Here is an 18,731-nt window from a genome sequence, read left to right as displayed (position 1 = left end):
GTTTTAAAAACTCATATTCACAGAAAAACCATAACTCCGTGTGGCTGCGTTGGACCCTTCATCTATACCCTGATTTAACCAGTTTGTACCTATGGTGGACTCCGGATCAAGATTCTCAAGCGTACGCCATATATAGAACAGATTTCTGCCCACCAATGATACTCGAATGTTTTGAAAATATAGTTTACTTACGAGGGATGTCGGAAGGTTATAGCTGATCACCGCCTCACGCATTTTTATATAGCTATTGTCATAGATTGCCCCCGCCTCATTCCAGCCATTGTTACCCCAATCATATGTACTCAGATAATAGCTTGGAGCATCAATTACGGTTTCATTTGGTACACCACTCTCCGTTACACCCTTCAACACTACACCATCCTGGTATACATCACTACCATTGGGCGCTGCAGCATCACTACTTGGCAAAAGTACTTTCGTACCACTATCATTTATATAATATGACAAACCACCTCTGGAAGCAGTCCTGTATTGCAAAGTATTCTCATACATACCTGAGCCCATTCCATACTTTAAAGGAGGAGAAATTATTTTTCCTCCCAAACTATAATCCATGGTCAGATCAAGGCTAAAATTTTTAAAACGAAATGTATTAACAAAACCGCCGGTTACTTTCGGTAGCATATTCCCAGCCTTCACGTAACGTGTTTTATCAATGATGTATGCGCCTTTATCGTTAATGATGAATTCGCCAGCATCATTCGTCTTTCGCGGATATACATATATATTTCCAATTGACTGTCCGGGCTCGGCCACTACCTGAATGGAACTGCCCTCCAAATCACGAAAAACAAGTTTACTGATACCTGACCCAAGTGAATGTACCTTTGAAGTATTCACGGCTACATTAAAGACAGAGCTCCATCCAAACAATTTTGAATCAAGAGATGCATTCAGTCCCATCTCCCATCCGTTGTTGCGTAGCTCCCCTATATTTGCCAATATCTTGCTGGCTCCTGTACTGGTGGGTAAATCTAATTTCAAGATCTGATTTTTAATTCTGCTCGCATAGTATGTGAGATCAATTCCGATTTTGTTACCCCAGAGTTTTGTTTCAAGACCAAACTCAGACTCATATTTATTTTCCGGCTTGATGCTATTATTACCATACAAATTACCCTGGGCGGTGGCCGCCACTACAGATCCATTCCTGGTCTGCAAAGAAGCTAAGTCGTATAGTATATTTGCCTCATATACAGGAGGCGCATTTCCGACGATACCATACGAAGCACGAAGCTTGGCATACGAAATAAGCTGAGGCAATCTTATAGCCTCAGAAAATACAAAGCCGCTATTCACCGAGGGATAGAAATAACGATTATTACCAGGCGCGAGTGTAGAAGAATATTCTTGTCTGGCCGTTGCCTCCAGAAACAAATAATCCTTATAGTTTACATTTACCAAGCCCAGAAAAGCATACTTCAAAATAAGCGACTGTGTTTCGGTTGCTATCTTCGCTCCATTATAGGAGTTGTTCAAACTAAACCAATTCTCTTCAGCCAACCCACCACTGGTCGCTGTTACCTGATCGCGATATTGTTCATCCCGTAATTGAAAACCTCCATTCGTTGAAAAAGATACATCAGGTGAGATCGCCTTTGTATAGGTCAATAATGCATCGGTATAAAATATAGAGTATCGACCGGCTGAAATGCTATACGACCCTGTGCTACTGTTAACATTGAAAGCTGTTGGATATTCGGTATACTCTTTTGACTTGATGGATACATTTGTAAAATCATTGCCAACCCTTCCTCTGAAATAAAAATTCCTGGCAATTTCGAAATTCAGTGTAAGACTTGAAATCAATCGGTTTTGATCTTCGTCTTCACTATTACGAAGCTGTCTCCAAAGAAAATTCATTACCTCGTATCCGCGGGGAGTTGTAAAATTCAAGGCTTCATCCGGATCACGCTGTGCCTGATCGTAAGGCACCCATTTATACCCTGCCGAAGTTTTATACTTTGAAAACAACAGTGACATATCTTCTGCGCGACTAAAAAAACCGTCCCAGCTTGAAGTGAGTCTGTTTATTTTCAAAGGACGATTGTGCACGCGGCTATTGGTATAATTCAACACAACATCTGCCGTAAGACGATCGCTGATCTTGATAAAATTATTCAGATTGAATGTATTTCGCTGAAGTTTACCGCCCACCTGTACACCTTCATAATCGTTGCGCGAATACGATAACCGATAAGCTGATCGCTCAAATTTATTGCTGATAGAGGCATTGAAGATTGAATTATACCCTTGCCTATAGAAATCTTTATAGTTATTGGGCTGAGGCGAATAGGTGCGCATTGTGCCATCCCACCACATCACTTTCTGCCCTTCCATCTTTGGCCCAAATTGCGCATACGATTCAAATAACGGTCGCTTTGTATCGGCTTCGCCATCATGGTTTAGATCTACCGGAACCCAACCCGATGCATCTGCTCCCAGCGATATATTCCTGTCGCGGTCGAATCCCGGTCCATATATATTTTGATACCGTGGCGTAAAAGCCACCTGCTCTATACTTGCCGTATAGCCTATATCTACACCTAGTCCGGTTTTCTTGTCGCCTTTTTTAGTCGTGATGACGATCACACCGTTGGCTGCATCTGATCCATACAGGGCTGTTGCACCTGCACCTTTCAATACAGAAACTGTTTCAATATCTGTAGGATTAATGTCCAGTATACCATTTCCGCGAATGCGACCATCCGTGAAGTAATCCGTGTTATTTATACCGAGCGCCCCTTTCTCGTTTCCGTCACGCATCAAGACGCCATCAATTATATATAAGGGTTGCGCATTGTAGTTGAGAGAATTCAATCCGCGCACCTGAATTGTAACGGCACTGGTCGCTCCTCCAGGTGCAGTCCTGATTCTTACACCCGGTGCTTTACCGTATAGCGCAGATACCATATTTGTATTACCTGCCTGTGTAATTTGTGAGGAGCCAATGGTGCTGACGGAATATCCTAATGATTTTTGATTCCTGCTGATGCCTAACGCAGTAACGATCACCTCTGAAAGTTGTGATAAGTTTTCTGCCAATATTACATCTATAGCTTTGCTGTCCTGATATGGAATTTCCTTTACATCATACCCTACGTGCGAGAACACCAATGTGCTTTGATCATTCTCAGCAAACTCGATGGTATAATTTCCATCGCTATCCGTTATCGTGCCTGTGCCGCTGTCTTTAAGAAATATATTCACACCGGTAATGCCTTCGCCAAACTGGTTTGTTACCTTTCCTGAAACACGGGTAACAACCAATTCTTTATTTTCGGCAGATACTTCCCGCTTAGGGTAGATTACATAGATTTTTTCATCTATACCTTCGACCCGCTTAAAGCTTAAATGATGTGGCGTTAATATTTCAGCGAGATATATTTCAAGATCTTTACTTTCGTTGGGAGTATAGAGAACGAATTTATTTTCGAGAAAATCTTTCTGATAGGCAAAGCTCACATGATCGCGCTCTTCCAGTATATGCAATACTTCTGTTAGAGGAAATGGTTTACCGATGGAACGATTGACATTGGATTTTTTTCTGCCGGGATTATTTCTGAACGCTGCATCTTGAGCAAAACTATAGCCAACCATGCAAAAGCATGCGACAAAAGCACAGCAGGCTTTCATCACGAATTGTGATTGGCAGCGCATTGGATGAGGTCTCAACTATAGGTTTGGCGGTTTGGATAGAGAAAACCTGTAAATCAAAGATAGTCAATCCTTGCGATAGGGACTTATGAAGATTTGGTTTTTATTTTGTTCAATCTGAATCTCCAAGGTCTGCGCAAGTACCTGCAAAAGAACGTTAACTTCTTTCCGGGAAACTTTCACGGTCACTCGTTTGTCATTCAAAGAAGAATCAGCGACAAGAACTTCCATCCCGAAGTTATCTTCAATATCTTCAACAATTTTAGAAAGAGGAGCATCGTTGTAAATGAAGAAATTATTCTTCCAGGCAAGTTCATTCTCAATTGTATTTTCAGCATCTGTAATGTTAATCTTCTGATGTACTCTATCAAATTCTGCAAAGTCACCAGGCTTTAATGTCATTGTTTGAGAAGCAGCGTTCAGTTCTATCTTACCGGATTGCAGATAAACAGAAAAACTATTGTTGCGCGTATTTATATTAAACTCTGTGCCCAGTACCTGAACTGCTATGTGTTCAGCGGTCTTCACTACAAATCCCTTGTCATCCTGCGTGTGAACAACGTCAAAAAAAGCTTCGCCCTCGAGTATAACTTCTCTCGCTTCGTCCCAGTCTCCTATACATGATAACTTTGAATTAGCGTTCAAGGTAACATGTGAACCATCGGCAAGTATAAATTCCTTTACCTCACCGTATGCCGTTTGATACTCTACATTTTGCTGAGGCGAAGATCTGAATAGATATACTGCAGCAAGCGCAACAGCAGCAAATGCAGCCGCCCATGCTATATACTTTCCTAGTGCTGGTTTAGATTGTTGTATTTGAACTTGCTCCTGCTCTGCATGATTCTTAACTTTCTCCCATACATCGAGAAAGGCAGCAGTAGCCTCGCGATCCGGAGACAAGCCTGCGAGCTTTACAAGTTCCCGTGCTTCGTTGATTTCTTTTATCTTATGCGGATTGTTCGCGATCCATTGATTCCAGAACTCATTCGTCTGTTCATCGGTATCCAATACCCATTTTTGAAATTCATCGTCCAATGCGAAATCCTCGGCAGAATAATTACTGTAACTCATCTACTTTCTAATCTATCGATCTATAATTTAACCAAGAAAAACGGTACGTCCATACGGCCTAACCTTCTGTCCGAAATCTGCTCTTTACCCCGGAACCTTTTAAACGACATAATGCAGGCAATCTACTCTTAAAAATCCATTTATAATCAGAGAAACATTTGAATAAAAAATTATTCCATTCGTATGACCAATTGAAATGATTTACTGCCAATATTTGAGCCTTGAAAATCATTAAACCAGTTTCCATGAGGACGCTTTATTTTATAAACACGCTTCTATTTATCTTTTTGATCCCCCTGACAGTTTCGGCTCAAACCAATACGAAACCTTATCAGGATGCCCGTCTCCCTACGGATGAACGCATAAATGATTTATTGAAACAACTTACGCTTGAAGAAAAAATTCAACTCCTCGGCTTCAATAGCAAAGGCGTTCCGCGCCTGGGTATACCAGTATATAACTGGTGGAATGAAGCATTGCACGGTGTAGCACGGGCGGGCGAAGCAACCGTTTTTCCTCAGGCTATAGCACTGGCGGCAACATTCAATGACGACTTGCAGCATAGTATAGCAGATGTGATTTCTACTGAGGCTCGTGCTAAATATAATCTTGCCGTTAAGCTCGATCGGAGAATTCAATATATGGGATTAACATTCTGGTCTCCGAACATAAATATATTCCGTGATCCACGCTGGGGCCGTGGTCAGGAAACTTACGGTGAAGATCCATATCTGACTGCAAGAATGGGAAAGGCTTTTGTAAGAGGATTACAAGGCAACGATCCACACTATCTTAAGACTTCTGCATGTGCTAAACATTTTGCTGCACACAGCGGGCCGGAAGCGAATCGTCATACATTTAATGCTGTTGTGGATGAAAAAGATCTTCGCGAAACATACCTATATGCTTTTCATGAACTGGTAAATATAGGGGTCGAGTCTGTTATGTGCGGGTATAACCGCTTGAATGATGAACCCTGCTGCACGGGCAATACATTGCTTCGCACGATACTTCGCGATGAATGGAAATTCAAAGGACATGTAGTAACAGATTGCTGGGCATTGGAAGATATATGGCTTCGCCACAAAGTAATGCCGGATGCTGTTCATGTAGCAGCTGCTGCAATAAAAGCAGGTGTGAATCTGGACTGCTCTAATATGCTACAGGATGATTTAATGGGAGCGATAAATCAAAAATTGATTACTGAGAAAGATATCGATAACGCATTGATCCCGTCTATGCGAACACAATTCAAACTTGGCTTCTATGACGATCAGAAACTAGTTCCCTATACTTCCCTTGGAAAAGAAAATATTCATAGTCAAAATAATATAGAACAAGCTCGTAAGGCAGCGCAACAAAGTATGGTGCTGCTTAAAAATGACAAGGGCATTCTCCCTCTGAAACCTGAGCTATATGGCAGCATTCTGGTAGCCGGTGCAAATGCCGCATCGCTCGATGCACTCTTGGGAAACTATCATGGTGTATCTTCAGATGTAGTCACTTTCGTGGAAGGCATTACAAAAGCTGCAGGCCCCGCTACGGTTGTACAGTATGACCTGGGTTGTAACGATGTGGACTCGGTACACTTTGGTGGTTTATGGGCTTCTGAAAACAGTGATGTTACAATCGCAGTGGTAGGCTTAACACCTGTATTGGAAGGTGAAGAAGGAGATGCATTTCTGGCTGCAAATGGTGGAGATAAAGTGGATCTAAATATACCCGCGAGTCACATTGCATATTTAAAAGCACTTCGTAAAAAACATAAGAAACCTATTATCGCTGTAGTCACTGCGGGAAGTGCTGTAAACATCGCGGCTATAGAGCCCTATGCAGATGCCATTGTATTAGCATGGTACCCGGGAGAGCAAGGCGGAAACGCACTGGCAGATATACTCTTCGGAAAAGTATCTCCTTCCGGAAGACTACCGGTAACGTTCTACAAATCGTTCAACGATCTCCCTTCGTATGACGACTATGCTACCAAAGGACGTACCTACCGATACTTTAATGGCAGCGTACAATACCCGTTTGGATTTGGATTGAGCTATACCCAATTTGCATATACATGGAAACAAAAACCTCTTCAATCCTATAAATCAAAAGATACTATAGATTTTACGATCGCTGTTAAAAATATAGGTGACGCTGATGGCGATGAAGTGGTACAGGCCTATATCCGCTATCCTTCCGGTGACCGGGTGCCTTTAAAAGAAATGAAGCAATTCAAAAGAGTACATGTCTTAAAAGGCGAACAGCAAGAGGTCACGCTTCATATACCGGTATCCGATCTTCAGAAGTGGAATCTCAAAAAGAGTGCATGGGAAATTGTACCTGGAAAATATACTGTATTTGCCGGGGGAAACTCACAGGATGAGAAAATAACCTATAGCTTCACTATTAAAAAATAAAGTAATAAATTTAGTATACAGATCACGCAACATACCGCGGCATTCGCGTGATCTGTATACATTAAACGTTGTCTTTATCTTGCGTTATTGCACGACCTCGCCACCATGTAGCCAACATTGATCCGGTGATATTCATCAACGGACCAAATATAGCAGGCGCCAGTCCTACGGTTGCGATCTTTCCCATCTCCTTTGCTATACCGGAAGCAAGCCCTCCATTTTGCATGCCTACTTCAATGGCAATCGTGCGACAATCCTGCTCTTCCATTCTGAATAATCGCGCTGACCAGTACCCTAAAAAATATCCACACGTATTGTGAATAGGGGATGCTGCTATCAATGCAAGTCCGATCTCAAGTAAACTATCGCGGCCAGCAGCGGTAATGATCAAAATAATAAATCCGATTCCAGCCATAGAGAGCAATGGCATGGCGTTATCAAGCCATTTCGCTTTACCCTTCAGTACGTGATTGAAAATCAATCCTGCTCCAACAGGAAGTATTACTATTTTCGTAATGTCCCAAACCATCTTCAAGACATTAATCTCAATGAATTGACCCGCGAGTAATTTCATTAACAACGGAGTCAGTACTGGCGCCAGAAATGTAGAGACCGTTGTGAGTGTGATAGAAAGCGCGAGGTTAGCCCGCGCCAGGTATGAGATAACATTAGAAGCCATGCCGCATGGCGAACACCCGATCAAAATTACACCCGCGGCAATCTCCGGAGGAAAATGAAATATATTTGCCAACGCGAATCCCAGCAATGGCATAATCGTAAAGTGATTTAGCGTACCCACGATTACACCTTTTGGCATTTTAATTACACCTACAAAATCGCTGGCACTCATGGCAGTACCCATCCCGAACATGATGATCTGCAGCAATGGAGTGATCAGCCGATCAAGCTTAAAACTACCTATGGTAATGAAGTACTGAGGAGAGTACATAGCAGCCATCACGGCAGCTATAATCATCATGGTATAGGTATAACCTCTCAATACAGCATAGCCCCGAAAACCGAGGGCAAGCATGACAATAGCAGCAACGAATAAGATACCTGAATCCTGATCCATGTCAACCAGCAGCATTACCGTTGCCAGTAGAAAACAAAGTATAGAGATTGCAAACAGGATTTTATACCTATATACCTTTAAGAGTGTCAGCATTCCACGAAAGTTTAATATTTACAACATAAAATATATAGCATCTTACCACGTTCTGTTTTTCATGAATTCATCAAGCTCTGTGCGCTTCATGGGAAGTGTACCTGGATTTTTATCAATCCATTGCAGAAATGATTCCTTGATTTTATCAGTCCATTGGTTATCAATTTCCCCGGGGGTAAAGCGTCCTTCCCGAAGCATCGCAAAGGCAAACTTGTCGCGTAAAGACAAAAACTCCGCAGTTATAATTACCTTCTGTGCCAGGTGTGCTGGAATAAAAATCACACCTTCTTCTTTTGCCAAAACGAGATCCCCCGGTAACACTACAGCTTTGCCTATACGGATCGGTGTATTTAGTCCAATCAATACTACATTTTCAAGATAGGAAGGATCCCATTCACGCACCCAGGCATTGAAACCTGTTATAGCAGATATACCTTCAAGGTCGCGTGCAGCACTATTGAATATAACTCCGTTTCCTGATTTCGCATAAATGGAACTTGCCAGATTATCACCAATGAGTGTACCGCCTTCTGTTTTTCCAAAACAATCTGCTACATATATATCGCCCTTAACCAACTTATCAATCGGCCATGCATTTGTGTTGCCAATGCGACCTTCTTTTTTACCACGTTCTTTTATATTCTTCTCTACATCCGGGCGACTGGGTATATACATAGCCGTCAATGCACGTCCTGCCATAACAGCTCCATGCCGAACAACTTTCCAGTCTCCTTCAAACTGGCAGTGATACCCTTCATTTCTCAGAACGAGCCATACTTCCTCAATCGTGATGTTCCTGGCTCGCTCTATAAGTTCGTCCGGAATCCTGGGTCTACCATCCGCGAAGCGTTCACCTTTCCATTCAGAAGTCAGGAACAACAGATCGTCCTTTGGCATAGTTTGCGCGGACAGATTGTTGAAGTACGATACGATTAGTGCAAGGAATAGAATTCCTTTTCTCATGATTATAGCTCTATACATGGGCAATGATTGAAGAGTGATTAATATAGCGGGCTACTATTAATTTTTAAATGCTGACTGTTGATCCGTTGCAGCTGGTCTTGAAATTCCATTTAAATCATAGACGATTTTTCCGTCACGTAATGTCAATTCACACTCAAGTTTCTTAGTGCCCGTCATTTTATTTCCACCGGAGTCTACAAAGCCAAATTTCCCTTCACGAATCGTAAATACGGCTATATCTGCTACAGCACCCACCGATAAATTACCCAGTTGTTCTTGTCGAATAGCCTGCGCAGGATTCCATGTGGTATTTTGAATAACCTGGTATATATTCATGCCCATCGTTAAAAACTTGGACATTACATTTAGCAGATCTTTCATTCCACCATTCATACTTCCGGTATGAATATCTGTGCTGATGGTATTCGGAAAGAAACCGTTCTTAATGGCCGGCACTGCTTGTGAAAAAAGAAAGCTACCGCCACCATGACCAACATCGAAAATGATTCCGCGTTGCTGCGCTTCTTTTACAAAGGGAAATACTTTATCCTGTGCATCTATAATTGGAATTCTTCCGGCTACACGTGCAAATGCGTGCGTAAAAATATCGCCTGGCCGCAGATGCTTCATTAAAAGTTCTTCCAGTGAAAGTGGTGGAATATGTCCTCCGAAATCTACCATCACGGGTATATGTGCTATTTTCCCTGCAGCTACTGCACGATCTATAGGCTCCCATTCATTACCGGAGTAATGCGCGACTTTGACGCCAACAATCTCTCGATGCTGCTGCGCCACCAGGGCCGTCATGCGTGCATCCATATCATTGATATTCTGTTCATACGGACCACCCCGCATTCCCTCACCGACAATGTTGATAAAGGAAAGCACGCGTGTCTTCGATTGTCGTATCGTCTGATTTTTAAAAACAGAAAAGTTCTTCCACCCTGCTCCTCCGGCATCTACTACCGTTGTTATACCACACCGGAATGTAAAACCATCGGGAGGAAGCGCCTCAAAGCCATCACTCAGATAATGATCGGGTTGTGTGCCATAAAAGTTATGGGAATGAAGATCAATTAATCCCGGAGTTATATACATGCCCGAAACGTCAATAACTTGCTTCGCGCGTGATCCATCCAGATTCTTTCCTATAGCTGCAATCGTATCACCCCGTATTGCTATATCTGCTTTCGCATTTATAGCATTCTTGGGATCAATTACATGGCCACCCTTCAGTATCACGCTATAGTCCTGCGCAAACAGAGTACTGGTAAAGATTGTCGTCAGGAGTAGCAAGAAGGTATAGTTAATCTTCACAGCAATTCTCCGCCATATATACTCAAAGTACATCAGACAGAAGCTTTTAACAACGCTTCACGAACACGTGACGCTACAATCCGTTCTTGCCCGGGTACCAACATCCAGGTGGTGATACTAACAGAATTTGCTCCACCGCCTGCGACTTCAATTGACGGATGTCCGTTACGGAGCTTTTCCTTTAGTTCATCTCCGGAAAGTTTTACCTGCTTGATATTCCAGGATACGTTTAATGTAGGTATATGATTTGCAATGGGGGGTACATCTATCTTTGTTTGCACACCTTGAACAGACTTTATCGCATCATTGATAAAACTAACCTGACCTTCCCATAACTTCCAGTCCTGATCATGATCTTTCGCAAGATATGATTCGAGGGCTATAAGCATACCGAGAATTTCTTCCTTACTAACTTTCATGCAACGCCCCACGGTGTTACCTCGTGGTGGTGCGCTCAGGCGTGCCGCTGCGATCATATCTTTTCGTCCTAACAGAAGACCTGCACTTTGTGGGCCACGTATACCTTTTCCTCCAGAGAAGCAAACCAAGTCAAATCCCATGCGGGTATATTTCCAAAGGTTTTCAACAGGAGGTACATCGGCAGCACAATCATTCAACGTTGGAATGCTATATTTCTTTGCAACCTCTACAAATTCCTCAGCCTTTATTTTTCCTTCCAGATTGTTTGCGTTTACAAAGAACAGGAGCGCTGTCTTTTCATTAATAGCCTTCTCCAGTTCAGCGCGTGTCTCGACAAAGATTACTTTCACACCACAATTTCGTAAGGCATGCGCATATACTATATCGTGCGCTTTTTGCATAATCACTTCACTCTTCATGCCACTGCCTTCAAGGTGTGGAATCATAGCCGCTTTCTTCTCGTCCATTCCGCTTAATATACCAGCCGTTGCAAGTGTAATAGCAGAGGCTGCTCCGGAAGTAATTGTGGCGGCTTCGCAATGTACCAATGCTGCAATACGTTCTCCTACCCTGTCTTGTAGTTCGTCCAATAGCACATATTCCTTGGATGCATATTGTATAGCTTCCACTACCTCTTCTGCCATTAATGATCCGGTCATAGAAGTATAGGTACCCGCTGCGTTAATGAAAGTTCGAATACCGAGCTCTTTGAAATAGTCCCTATATTTTAATGGATTCGACTTCATTGCTCCTGCCAATGATTGAATCGGAGATGCGCTCAAGGCAAGTCCACCCAGTAGCGGCAATGAAGAAAGCCGTTTAATTATATCTCTGCGTTTAGGCATGTATAGGTATCAGTTATAGTTATTCGTTAAAAGGCATGAGGCTTCCATGGCTCCTGCCCAAACCAAGCAAGAGCGCATGAAAAGCATCACAATAATTAAACACATTACTTTCCCGTGAGAGGAGAAAGATCTTTACACGATGGCAATGCAATCCATTTCTACCAGGGAATTTCCAGGTACACCACCGCCTACCCCAACCGTTGTACGGACCGGTGGCTTGCTACCGAATTTTCCCCGGTATACTTCATTCATTCCCTGGTAGTCCTTTATATCATTCAGGTATACATTTACCTTTACTACTTTTTCCATCGAAGAACCTGCGTTCTTCAATTCCTTCTCGAGTTCTTTCAAAACATGTTCGGTGTGTGCCTTTATATCACCTTCAAAATGCGCACCTTTTCCGGCAATGAATACAAAACCACCATGCTTCGTTGCTCCGGAGAATAAGGGTATCTCCTGATCATCGGTAACATTGAATACCGCCTTTTCTTCCTTCGTCTCCGCCTGTGTGGTATATCCCAATCCGAATATTCCGGCAAGCGATATCGTTAACTTTTTCAACATGCTTCTTCGTTGCTCTTTCATGTGTTTATTATTTGAATTCGATACTATTCTTTATCCCACCAGATCCGTGTTAAAAAATCGTCAGGACCTTGCTGACCAATAGCCTCACTATAGGAATCAGTATTTAATGTTGCTTCATTCACGGGATATAGGAATCTTCTGAAAATCTTACCGCCTGTTGCATTGCCCGGGTAATTGTTTGGTACAAGTGCAGGATACCCTGTGCGGCGATAGTTTGCGAAAACCTCCTGTGCATCTGGAAAGATGCTCATCCAGAATTGAGTATATATCTGAGCCATTTGTGCATCAACGGTCCCTCCTGTGTTCAGCGCGTGTGATGCTACATACGTGTCAATGTCACCGCTGGATATAGTGCCTGCAGTACCACTGATCAGGTCCCACTGTTGCATGGCAGCACGAATACCTTTTTCATATAGGGCACTTGCAGATTCTGCTGTATACCAATTCTTCAATGCAGCTTCGGAGAGTAAAAAATAAGTTTCTGCTGCTGTAAAAAGTAGCATTGGTGCCGCCAGACGCAATACTGTTTTTTGATTCGGCTCCGAATAGGTGACAAAATCTGCAGGCTTAACACCATTTATAGTGGCCGGCATACCTTTCTGGATATCAGCCGTTACATCTGCCACACCATTTACATATACCACCGCGAGCACGCCTAAACGAGGATCGTTATTCTCCTTCAGAGAGTCTATAAATACCTGCTGGTATTTTCCGCCTTCCGTGTTGCTTACACCATCGGCTTTAATATAGTCATCGGTCAATAATGCCAATGCCAGTGGGTTCTTATTTATATCCTGGCCAGAACCCAGGTACGTAAGCTTGGCTATATCATTGTACTGCGTAATAACGCCACCCGCTATAGCCTTTGTAACCCAGATTTGCGCATTCCCTGCATCTACTTTTGTGAGACGCATGCCCAGTCGTAACATTAATGAATAGGCTAACTTTTTCCATTGTGTGGGATCGCCTCCATAGATCAAATCTGAAGTCCCAAACGTTGTGGCATTGCCAGCATCCAGGCTTTGTGCCGCTTCATCAAGCTCTTTCAATATATCTGCATATATAGCTTGCTGTGGATCATAAGCAGGTTGAAAGATCGATTCATTATATCCCTGGCCAGCTTCCGAATATGGTATATCTCCATATAAATCGGTTAAGCGGCTAAAACAATATGCTCGCCAGATCCGCGCTACTGCATATAGGTTTACTTGTGCCGGGTCGTCCTTTACAGCCTTTATTACTTCTCCTATTTCGTTAATCTGATTGGGATAAGCATTATTAAATACCGAACTGGATTGTGCGCTTTGAGAAGCCACATATTTAGAACCAAAGCCTGCCACGTCATTATAGCTGGTGGTATATTGCATAGTGCCCAATAGCAATGAAGCCGTGTTACCACTATACCGCGCTCCATCATACTGAGCCTTACTAAAGATATATTGTGGTGTAGCTTCCGATACTGCATCTGGATTTGTATTGATCTCTTCAAAGCCATTATCGCAGGCTTGCGTAAAGAGAAGGCTTGGCGCCAGCAGTAAAACGCGTGTATATTTCTTAATTGTTAGTTTCATGATCTTCGTTTTTAAAGATTAGAATTTAAGCATCAGGTTTACACCATACGACCGGGTGCGTGGCAGGCCAATTGATTCAATACCTTGTGCAGGTCCATTGCTAAGACTTTGCTCCGGATCAAAATTGTCTGTCTTCTTATAAAACGTAAGGAGGTTGCGGCCAACAAATGCTATACTGGCAGATTGTATCTTCAGGAATTTGAGCTTGGATACCGGTATCTGATAGGACAGTATAACTTGTCGCAGTTTTACAAAGCTGGCATCATGCACAAATAATTCGGTATATCTGTTCAGGTTGTTATAGTAACCGCTGCGAAGTTCTGTTACTGGTATAGTTCGTGAAAAGCTGTCGCCTGTCCTCGTTACACCGCTTAACACCAAGCCATCTTCTCTGCCTGCGAGCGTTGACTTAAGCAAGCCTAATCGGGTGGCATATACTTCCATTACCGAAAATACTTTGTTGCCAAACTTTGCATCCACCAGGAAGCTTAACGAAATACTTTTATATCTGAAATCACTGCTAAAGCCCATGGTAATAGGTGGAACTCCTTTGCCTAACTCCTGGTTAATATCGGTCTGCACCGGCAGGCCTGAGTTCGTATCATATATAGTATTCCCGTTTTCGTCCTTGAGCATGCGATATCCGTAAATAGCACCGTAGGTATGCCCCACCCTGTTATTAATATAGGCATTACCATTAGCAGAGTTACCCAGTGAAAATGTACTTATACCATCCGCCAGTTTAAGCACTTCGCTTTTATTATAGGCAAAATTATAACTCGCATTCCAGCTGAAGTTTGTGGTCTTCACAGGTGTAGCTGTTAACAATACCTCGATACCTTTATTGCTCAATTGACCCGAATTCAAAATTGCTGAGCTATAGCCGGACGTATTGGATATAGGTACCTTCACTATATCATCGGTTGTTTTACGATTATATAGTGCAAGGTCTAATCCCAGCCGATTATCAATCAACTGCAAGTTCAGCCCTACCTCCGTTGTTGTAGAGGTAAATGGTTTCAGATTTATATTCGTTATAGAGGTAGCACCGTCTACTGTAGTAACGTTTTGCAACGGCACTGAGCTTGCACTCGCTACACTGCTATAGGTAAGGTTGATGGCATACGGATCCGGCCCTCCTCCTCCCACCTGTGCCCACGAAGCCCTGACGCGCGCAAGGTTAAACACACGCGGTAATGTTACGGCATCCGAGAGCACAAAGCTTGCTCCTATACTTGGATAAAATATATGATTGTTGGTAGGGCTTAATGTTGAGAACCAATCCTGCCGACCTGTTGCCGTAAGGAAGAGCATACTCTTATAGTCTAGATCCACAGAACCAAATACAGAGTTTGTCGTAACACGGCCTCTGTACGGTGTGGTGGTAGAGGTTGCTAAATTCGAGAAGCTATAGAAGTATGGCTGTATATAGTTCTTTCCGGATAAGTTTAATTGCTTGTTCTCAAACTTGCGACCGTTTATACCGGCCAATACTGAAATCCCGAATTTCTCCGCTACAAGAGTTTTATAGGTAGCCGTGATCATACCGTTGGTTTCCGATACATCTGACTTTATACCGGCATACTCACCGAGCGGTGTATACAATGTACCCGTTGGCAAAATGTTCGTATAATTATAGTTATAGAAGTCTCGCGTAACGGTTCCTTTTAGCGTCAGGTTTTTAAATAAATCATATGCTACAGAAGCCTGACCGATGAAACGGTTTTTATCATCCGACTCCTTGAATTTATTCACCACGAAGTAACTGTTGTTAGCGATAGCCGCATCATTCCAGGTGATCTCGTTTCCCTTTGCGTCATAGCCCGGCTTCAGCCAGCGGATGTCAACCGTGTTGGCAACTTCATAGGGTGTCCAATTCGGATTACCCAAAGCATCGCCCGCACTGGCGCGATTATTCGCAGACTCCAGAGAGTACTGTATTACGGATTCAATGCGTAAGCGATCGCTTAACTTCGCGCTAAGGTTCAGGTTAGCAGTCTTACGATTATACTTGCTGTTGGGCAATATACTTTTACTATCCAGATCAGCGAGCGACAACCGGTATAGCAGTACATCATTACCACCGGAAAATGCAAGTGTATTGGTAAATGTAGACCCCGTGCGGTAAAAATTTTTCAAATTATCTTTCTGTGCAGTATAGGGATGATTAAGTCCATCGGCTGCTACATAATTTGAAGAGCCATCAATCTTGGCACCGAAAGATCTGCGTCCTGTAGCCTGAGCTTGTGCCAGCGTAGTAGGCATTACACCACCATCACCCTGCCCATATTCGTATTGGAAATCAGGAAAGACAGAAACTTTTTCCGCTGTGAACGTGGAATTATACTCTACACCAATTCCTTTTTGTGCCTTACCTTTTTTAGTTGTGATCAGAATAACACCATTTGCACCGCGCGAACCATACAACGCTGCAGCAGTCCCACCTTTCAATACGGTTATAGACTCAATGTCGTCCGGATTTATAGCGGCTATACCATCGCCACGATCAACGTTGCTCGTTATACCATTTGGCGTTGCACTTCCACCGGGTACAGAATTGTCGATTGGCATACCATTGATTACATATAGCGGTTGACTATTTCCTGTAACGGATCCGTTACCCCGTATAACAACACGACTGGATCCCCCTGGCCCTGTAGATATACCGGTTGCGTTAACACCTGCAATCTTACCCGTTAAAGCATTCGCTACATTGTTCTCACGTGCTTGTGTAAATTCTTCACCTTTCACTTCGGTTACTGAGTAGGCCACGGAGCTTTTATCTTTCTCTATACCCAAGGCTGTAACAACAATCTCGTTGAGGGATTGTGCTTCCTGTATCATCACGACATTTACCGTTGTTTGTGTACTAACCGGAATTTCCTGAATACCATAGCCAATAAAAGAGAATACCAGTATACCACCACCATCGGGAAGTGTAAGTGTATATTTACCATTAGCATCTGTCGTTGTGCCAATCGCGGAGCCTTTTAAAACTACATTGACTCCAGGCATAGGTTCTCCATCATCCTGTGACGTGATAACACCACTTACCTGCAATGCCGATTCTCCGTTCCAGGATGTAACGATTCGTTCGACTGAGTCACGTATATTTACCGGTTGGCTACCCGATGCATTAGTATATCTACCATCGTTTCGGGAAAGTGAAAAAATAGTAAACTGTTTTTTATTGATGCGCTTATAATTCAGCATCGAACCAGTCAGTAGTTTCTCAAGTAACTCTTCCAATGTATAGGCAGTATTATTCAGCAATGCCTGCGATACTTGCTTATCCTCCAGTAAGCCTTCTTTATAGGCAAACTTTACATGGTAACGGGTTTTAATTTGATCAAGTGCCTCTTTCAGGCTAATGCTTCCATCTTCCTTTCCATAGGGAACGATGACCGCACCATTGTTTTGCGACACGGACGTTCGCGCTGTATAGGCGCTGGCGTATTGCTGTCCAAAACATTGTGGCGACAAATTGAGTGCGATCACCAGCAGGAAGAAACCACAAAGTGAAATCGAGTCGAATTTTTTCATAGTATATGGGTTAGGTATTGGGTATATATAGGTTATTTTCGAGTTATGATTATTTCTTTGCCCGACTCTTCGATTTTAATTCCCAAGGTTGAAGACGCAAGCGCTAGTAATTCCTGTACACTGGTCACACTGATTTCCCCTTCTATTTTCAGATTCAACAATTCCTGATCCTCTACGTTTACCGAGTATCCATAATTGTCCTGCAGATTTTCCATGATATCATTCAGTGTGGGATCGATGAATGCAATTTCGCGTACGGTCCATGTGGCAACTTTGTGCGGACGGACAAGTTTCTTTTTCGATAGAAGCTTCTGTCCTGCATACTCAACATAGTCTCCTGGTGTAAGTACAAGGCCTCCTGATGCTATAGCAGATGAACCCGTATAGCTTACTTCTATCTTTCCGCTAAGCAGTGCGATGTTGGTTTTGTTTCTTCGACTCTTCACATTAAAAGAAGTGCCGAGTACCTGGATATCGATGCCATTGCCATGTACTATAAATCTATGGGCAGGTAAAATATGTGCAGTGTCTATATTTATATGCTTTATATCAAAGTATGCTTCACCCTTAATCCATACTTCGCGCTGTGCATCATCATTCCATGAATCTTTATAGGTGAGCTCTGAATTGCCATTCAGCATGACTATAGATTGATCCGGCAGAGTAATAGCTTTTACTTCGCCGAAAGCCGTTTTAACGGTATGTGTTCCCTTTGTGAGTACTGACCAAAGTATAAAGGTACAGGCTATAAAAAAGGCAATAGAAGCTGCTACTTTATATATAGGGAAGCGAATAACTTTCGTCTGTGAAGTTGATTGCTTGTGTATCGTTGCGTTGATGCGCTTCCATACTTCATCACGATGCTCTTCATTTGTGAAAGAGGACTGGTTCCGGTATATCTTTATAATGGATGCCGCTTCACGAAGTACTTTTTCCTTATCAGGGTATTGAACGAGAAAAGTTTGCCAGAAAGCATTGCTCCTGGAATCTGCTCCGATTACCCATTGAACAAAGGAATCGTCTTCTAAAAAGTCTGATAGTTTATACTGAGCGTAATCATGGTAAGTCATGTGCATGAACTCTGTTATTCATACCTATTAGACATCGACCCACAGAATTATCCCTCCCAAATCAAATAATTTTAAGAATATTATTT

Annotated in this window: 11 protein-coding genes; 1 reads left to right on the top strand and 10 read right to left on the bottom strand. The window is 42.7% G+C overall.

All coding sequences use genetic code 11. The annotated features are described in order from the left end of the window. Positions 1–3: 3 nt before the first annotated feature. Together B5Y40_RS05385 and B5Y40_RS05380 are read right to left on the bottom strand one after the other, a co-directional pair. Positions 4–3,657, bottom strand: a complete 3,654-nt coding sequence (locus B5Y40_RS05385) for a SusC/RagA family TonB-linked outer membrane protein (protein ID WP_159453612.1) — start codon at positions 3,655–3,657, stop codon at positions 4–6. Between the two features lie 87 nt (positions 3,658–3,744). Next, positions 3,745–4,752, bottom strand: coding sequence for a FecR family protein (locus B5Y40_RS05380; RefSeq protein ID WP_079685658.1), 1,008 nt, complete (start codon positions 4,750–4,752; stop codon positions 3,745–3,747). A 245-nt stretch (positions 4,753–4,997) separates the two neighbouring features. Here B5Y40_RS05380 and B5Y40_RS05370 point away from each other — a divergent pair, with 245 nt between their 5' ends. Next, entirely contained in the window at positions 4,998–7,163 is a 2,166-nt protein-coding gene (locus B5Y40_RS05370) for a glycoside hydrolase family 3 N-terminal domain-containing protein (protein WP_079685656.1), read from the top strand. A gap of 61 nt (positions 7,164–7,224) precedes the next feature. On the opposite strand, the gene B5Y40_RS05365 is transcribed toward B5Y40_RS05370, so the two are convergent. The 8 genes from B5Y40_RS05365 to B5Y40_RS05330 form a co-directional block, all read right to left on the bottom strand. Further along, a complete protein-coding gene (locus B5Y40_RS05365) occupies positions 7,225–8,331 on the bottom strand; it encodes a bile acid:sodium symporter family protein (protein WP_079685655.1) in 1,107 nt (368 codons plus the stop codon). 42 nt (positions 8,332–8,373) lie between these two features. Next, entirely contained in the window at positions 8,374–9,294 is a 921-nt protein-coding gene (locus tag B5Y40_RS05360) for an RraA family protein (RefSeq protein ID WP_079685654.1), read from the bottom strand. A gap of 57 nt (positions 9,295–9,351) precedes the next feature. Then, positions 9,352–10,644 carry an amidohydrolase/deacetylase family metallohydrolase gene (locus B5Y40_RS05355; protein ID WP_079685653.1) on the bottom strand — a complete coding sequence of 431 codons (1,293 nt, stop codon included), beginning with the start codon at positions 10,642–10,644 and terminating at the stop codon, positions 9,352–9,354. Further along, entirely contained in the window at positions 10,644–11,876 is a 1,233-nt protein-coding gene (locus B5Y40_RS05350) for an aminotransferase class V-fold PLP-dependent enzyme (protein ID WP_079685652.1), read from the bottom strand. Before B5Y40_RS05350 ends, B5Y40_RS05355 begins: the two co-directional genes overlap by 1 nt. 132 nt (positions 11,877–12,008) lie before the next feature. Continuing rightward, entirely contained in the window at positions 12,009–12,461 is a 453-nt protein-coding gene (locus tag B5Y40_RS05345) for a RidA family protein (protein ID WP_079685651.1), read from the bottom strand. A 23-nt stretch (positions 12,462–12,484) separates the two neighbouring features. Then, positions 12,485–14,032: a SusD/RagB family nutrient-binding outer membrane lipoprotein gene (locus B5Y40_RS05340; protein ID WP_079685650.1), complete on the bottom strand. Its 1,548-nt coding sequence runs from the start codon at positions 14,030–14,032 to the stop codon at positions 12,485–12,487. An 18-nt stretch (positions 14,033–14,050) separates the two neighbouring features. After that, entirely contained in the window at positions 14,051–17,575 is a 3,525-nt protein-coding gene (locus B5Y40_RS05335) for a SusC/RagA family TonB-linked outer membrane protein (RefSeq protein WP_079685649.1), read from the bottom strand. Between the two features lie 32 nt (positions 17,576–17,607). Next, on the bottom strand, positions 17,608–18,651 hold the full coding sequence (locus B5Y40_RS05330; RefSeq protein ID WP_079685648.1) for a FecR family protein: 1,044 nt from the start codon (positions 18,649–18,651) through the stop codon (positions 17,608–17,610). Positions 18,652–18,731 lie beyond the last annotated feature (80 nt).

The organism is Ohtaekwangia koreensis (assembly GCF_900167975.1).
Lineage (GTDB): Bacteria > Bacteroidota > Bacteroidia > Cytophagales > Cyclobacteriaceae > Ohtaekwangia > Ohtaekwangia koreensis.
This window is presented reverse-complemented; position numbering and strand designations above follow the sequence as displayed.

Coding starts and splice junctions, on each gene's coding strand:
- B5Y40_RS05380 (WP_079685658.1), bottom strand. CDS start 4,752: ATGAGTTACAGTAATTATTCTGCCGAGGATTTCGCATTGGACGATGAA.
- B5Y40_RS05355 (WP_079685653.1), bottom strand. CDS start 10,644: ATGTACTTTGAGTATATATGGCGGAGAATTGCTGTGAAGATTAACTAT.
- B5Y40_RS05370 (WP_079685656.1), top strand. CDS start 4,998: ATGAGGACGCTTTATTTTATAAACACGCTTCTATTTATCTTTTTGATC.
- B5Y40_RS05365 (WP_079685655.1), bottom strand. CDS start 8,331: ATGCTGACACTCTTAAAGGTATATAGGTATAAAATCCTGTTTGCAATC.
- B5Y40_RS05350 (WP_079685652.1), bottom strand. CDS start 11,876: ATGCCTAAACGCAGAGATATAATTAAACGGCTTTCTTCATTGCCGCTA.
- B5Y40_RS05330 (WP_079685648.1), bottom strand. CDS start 18,651: ATGCACATGACTTACCATGATTACGCTCAGTATAAACTATCAGACTTT.
- B5Y40_RS05345 (WP_079685651.1), bottom strand. CDS start 12,461: ATGAAAGAGCAACGAAGAAGCATGTTGAAAAAGTTAACGATATCGCTT.
- B5Y40_RS05340 (WP_079685650.1), bottom strand. CDS start 14,032: ATGAAACTAACAATTAAGAAATATACACGCGTTTTACTGCTGGCGCCA.
- B5Y40_RS05360 (WP_079685654.1), bottom strand. CDS start 9,294: ATGAGAAAAGGAATTCTATTCCTTGCACTAATCGTATCGTACTTCAAC.
- B5Y40_RS05385 (WP_159453612.1), bottom strand. CDS start 3,657: ATGAAAGCCTGCTGTGCTTTTGTCGCATGCTTTTGCATGGTTGGCTAT.
- B5Y40_RS05335 (WP_079685649.1), bottom strand. CDS start 17,575: ATGAAAAAATTCGACTCGATTTCACTTTGTGGTTTCTTCCTGCTGGTG.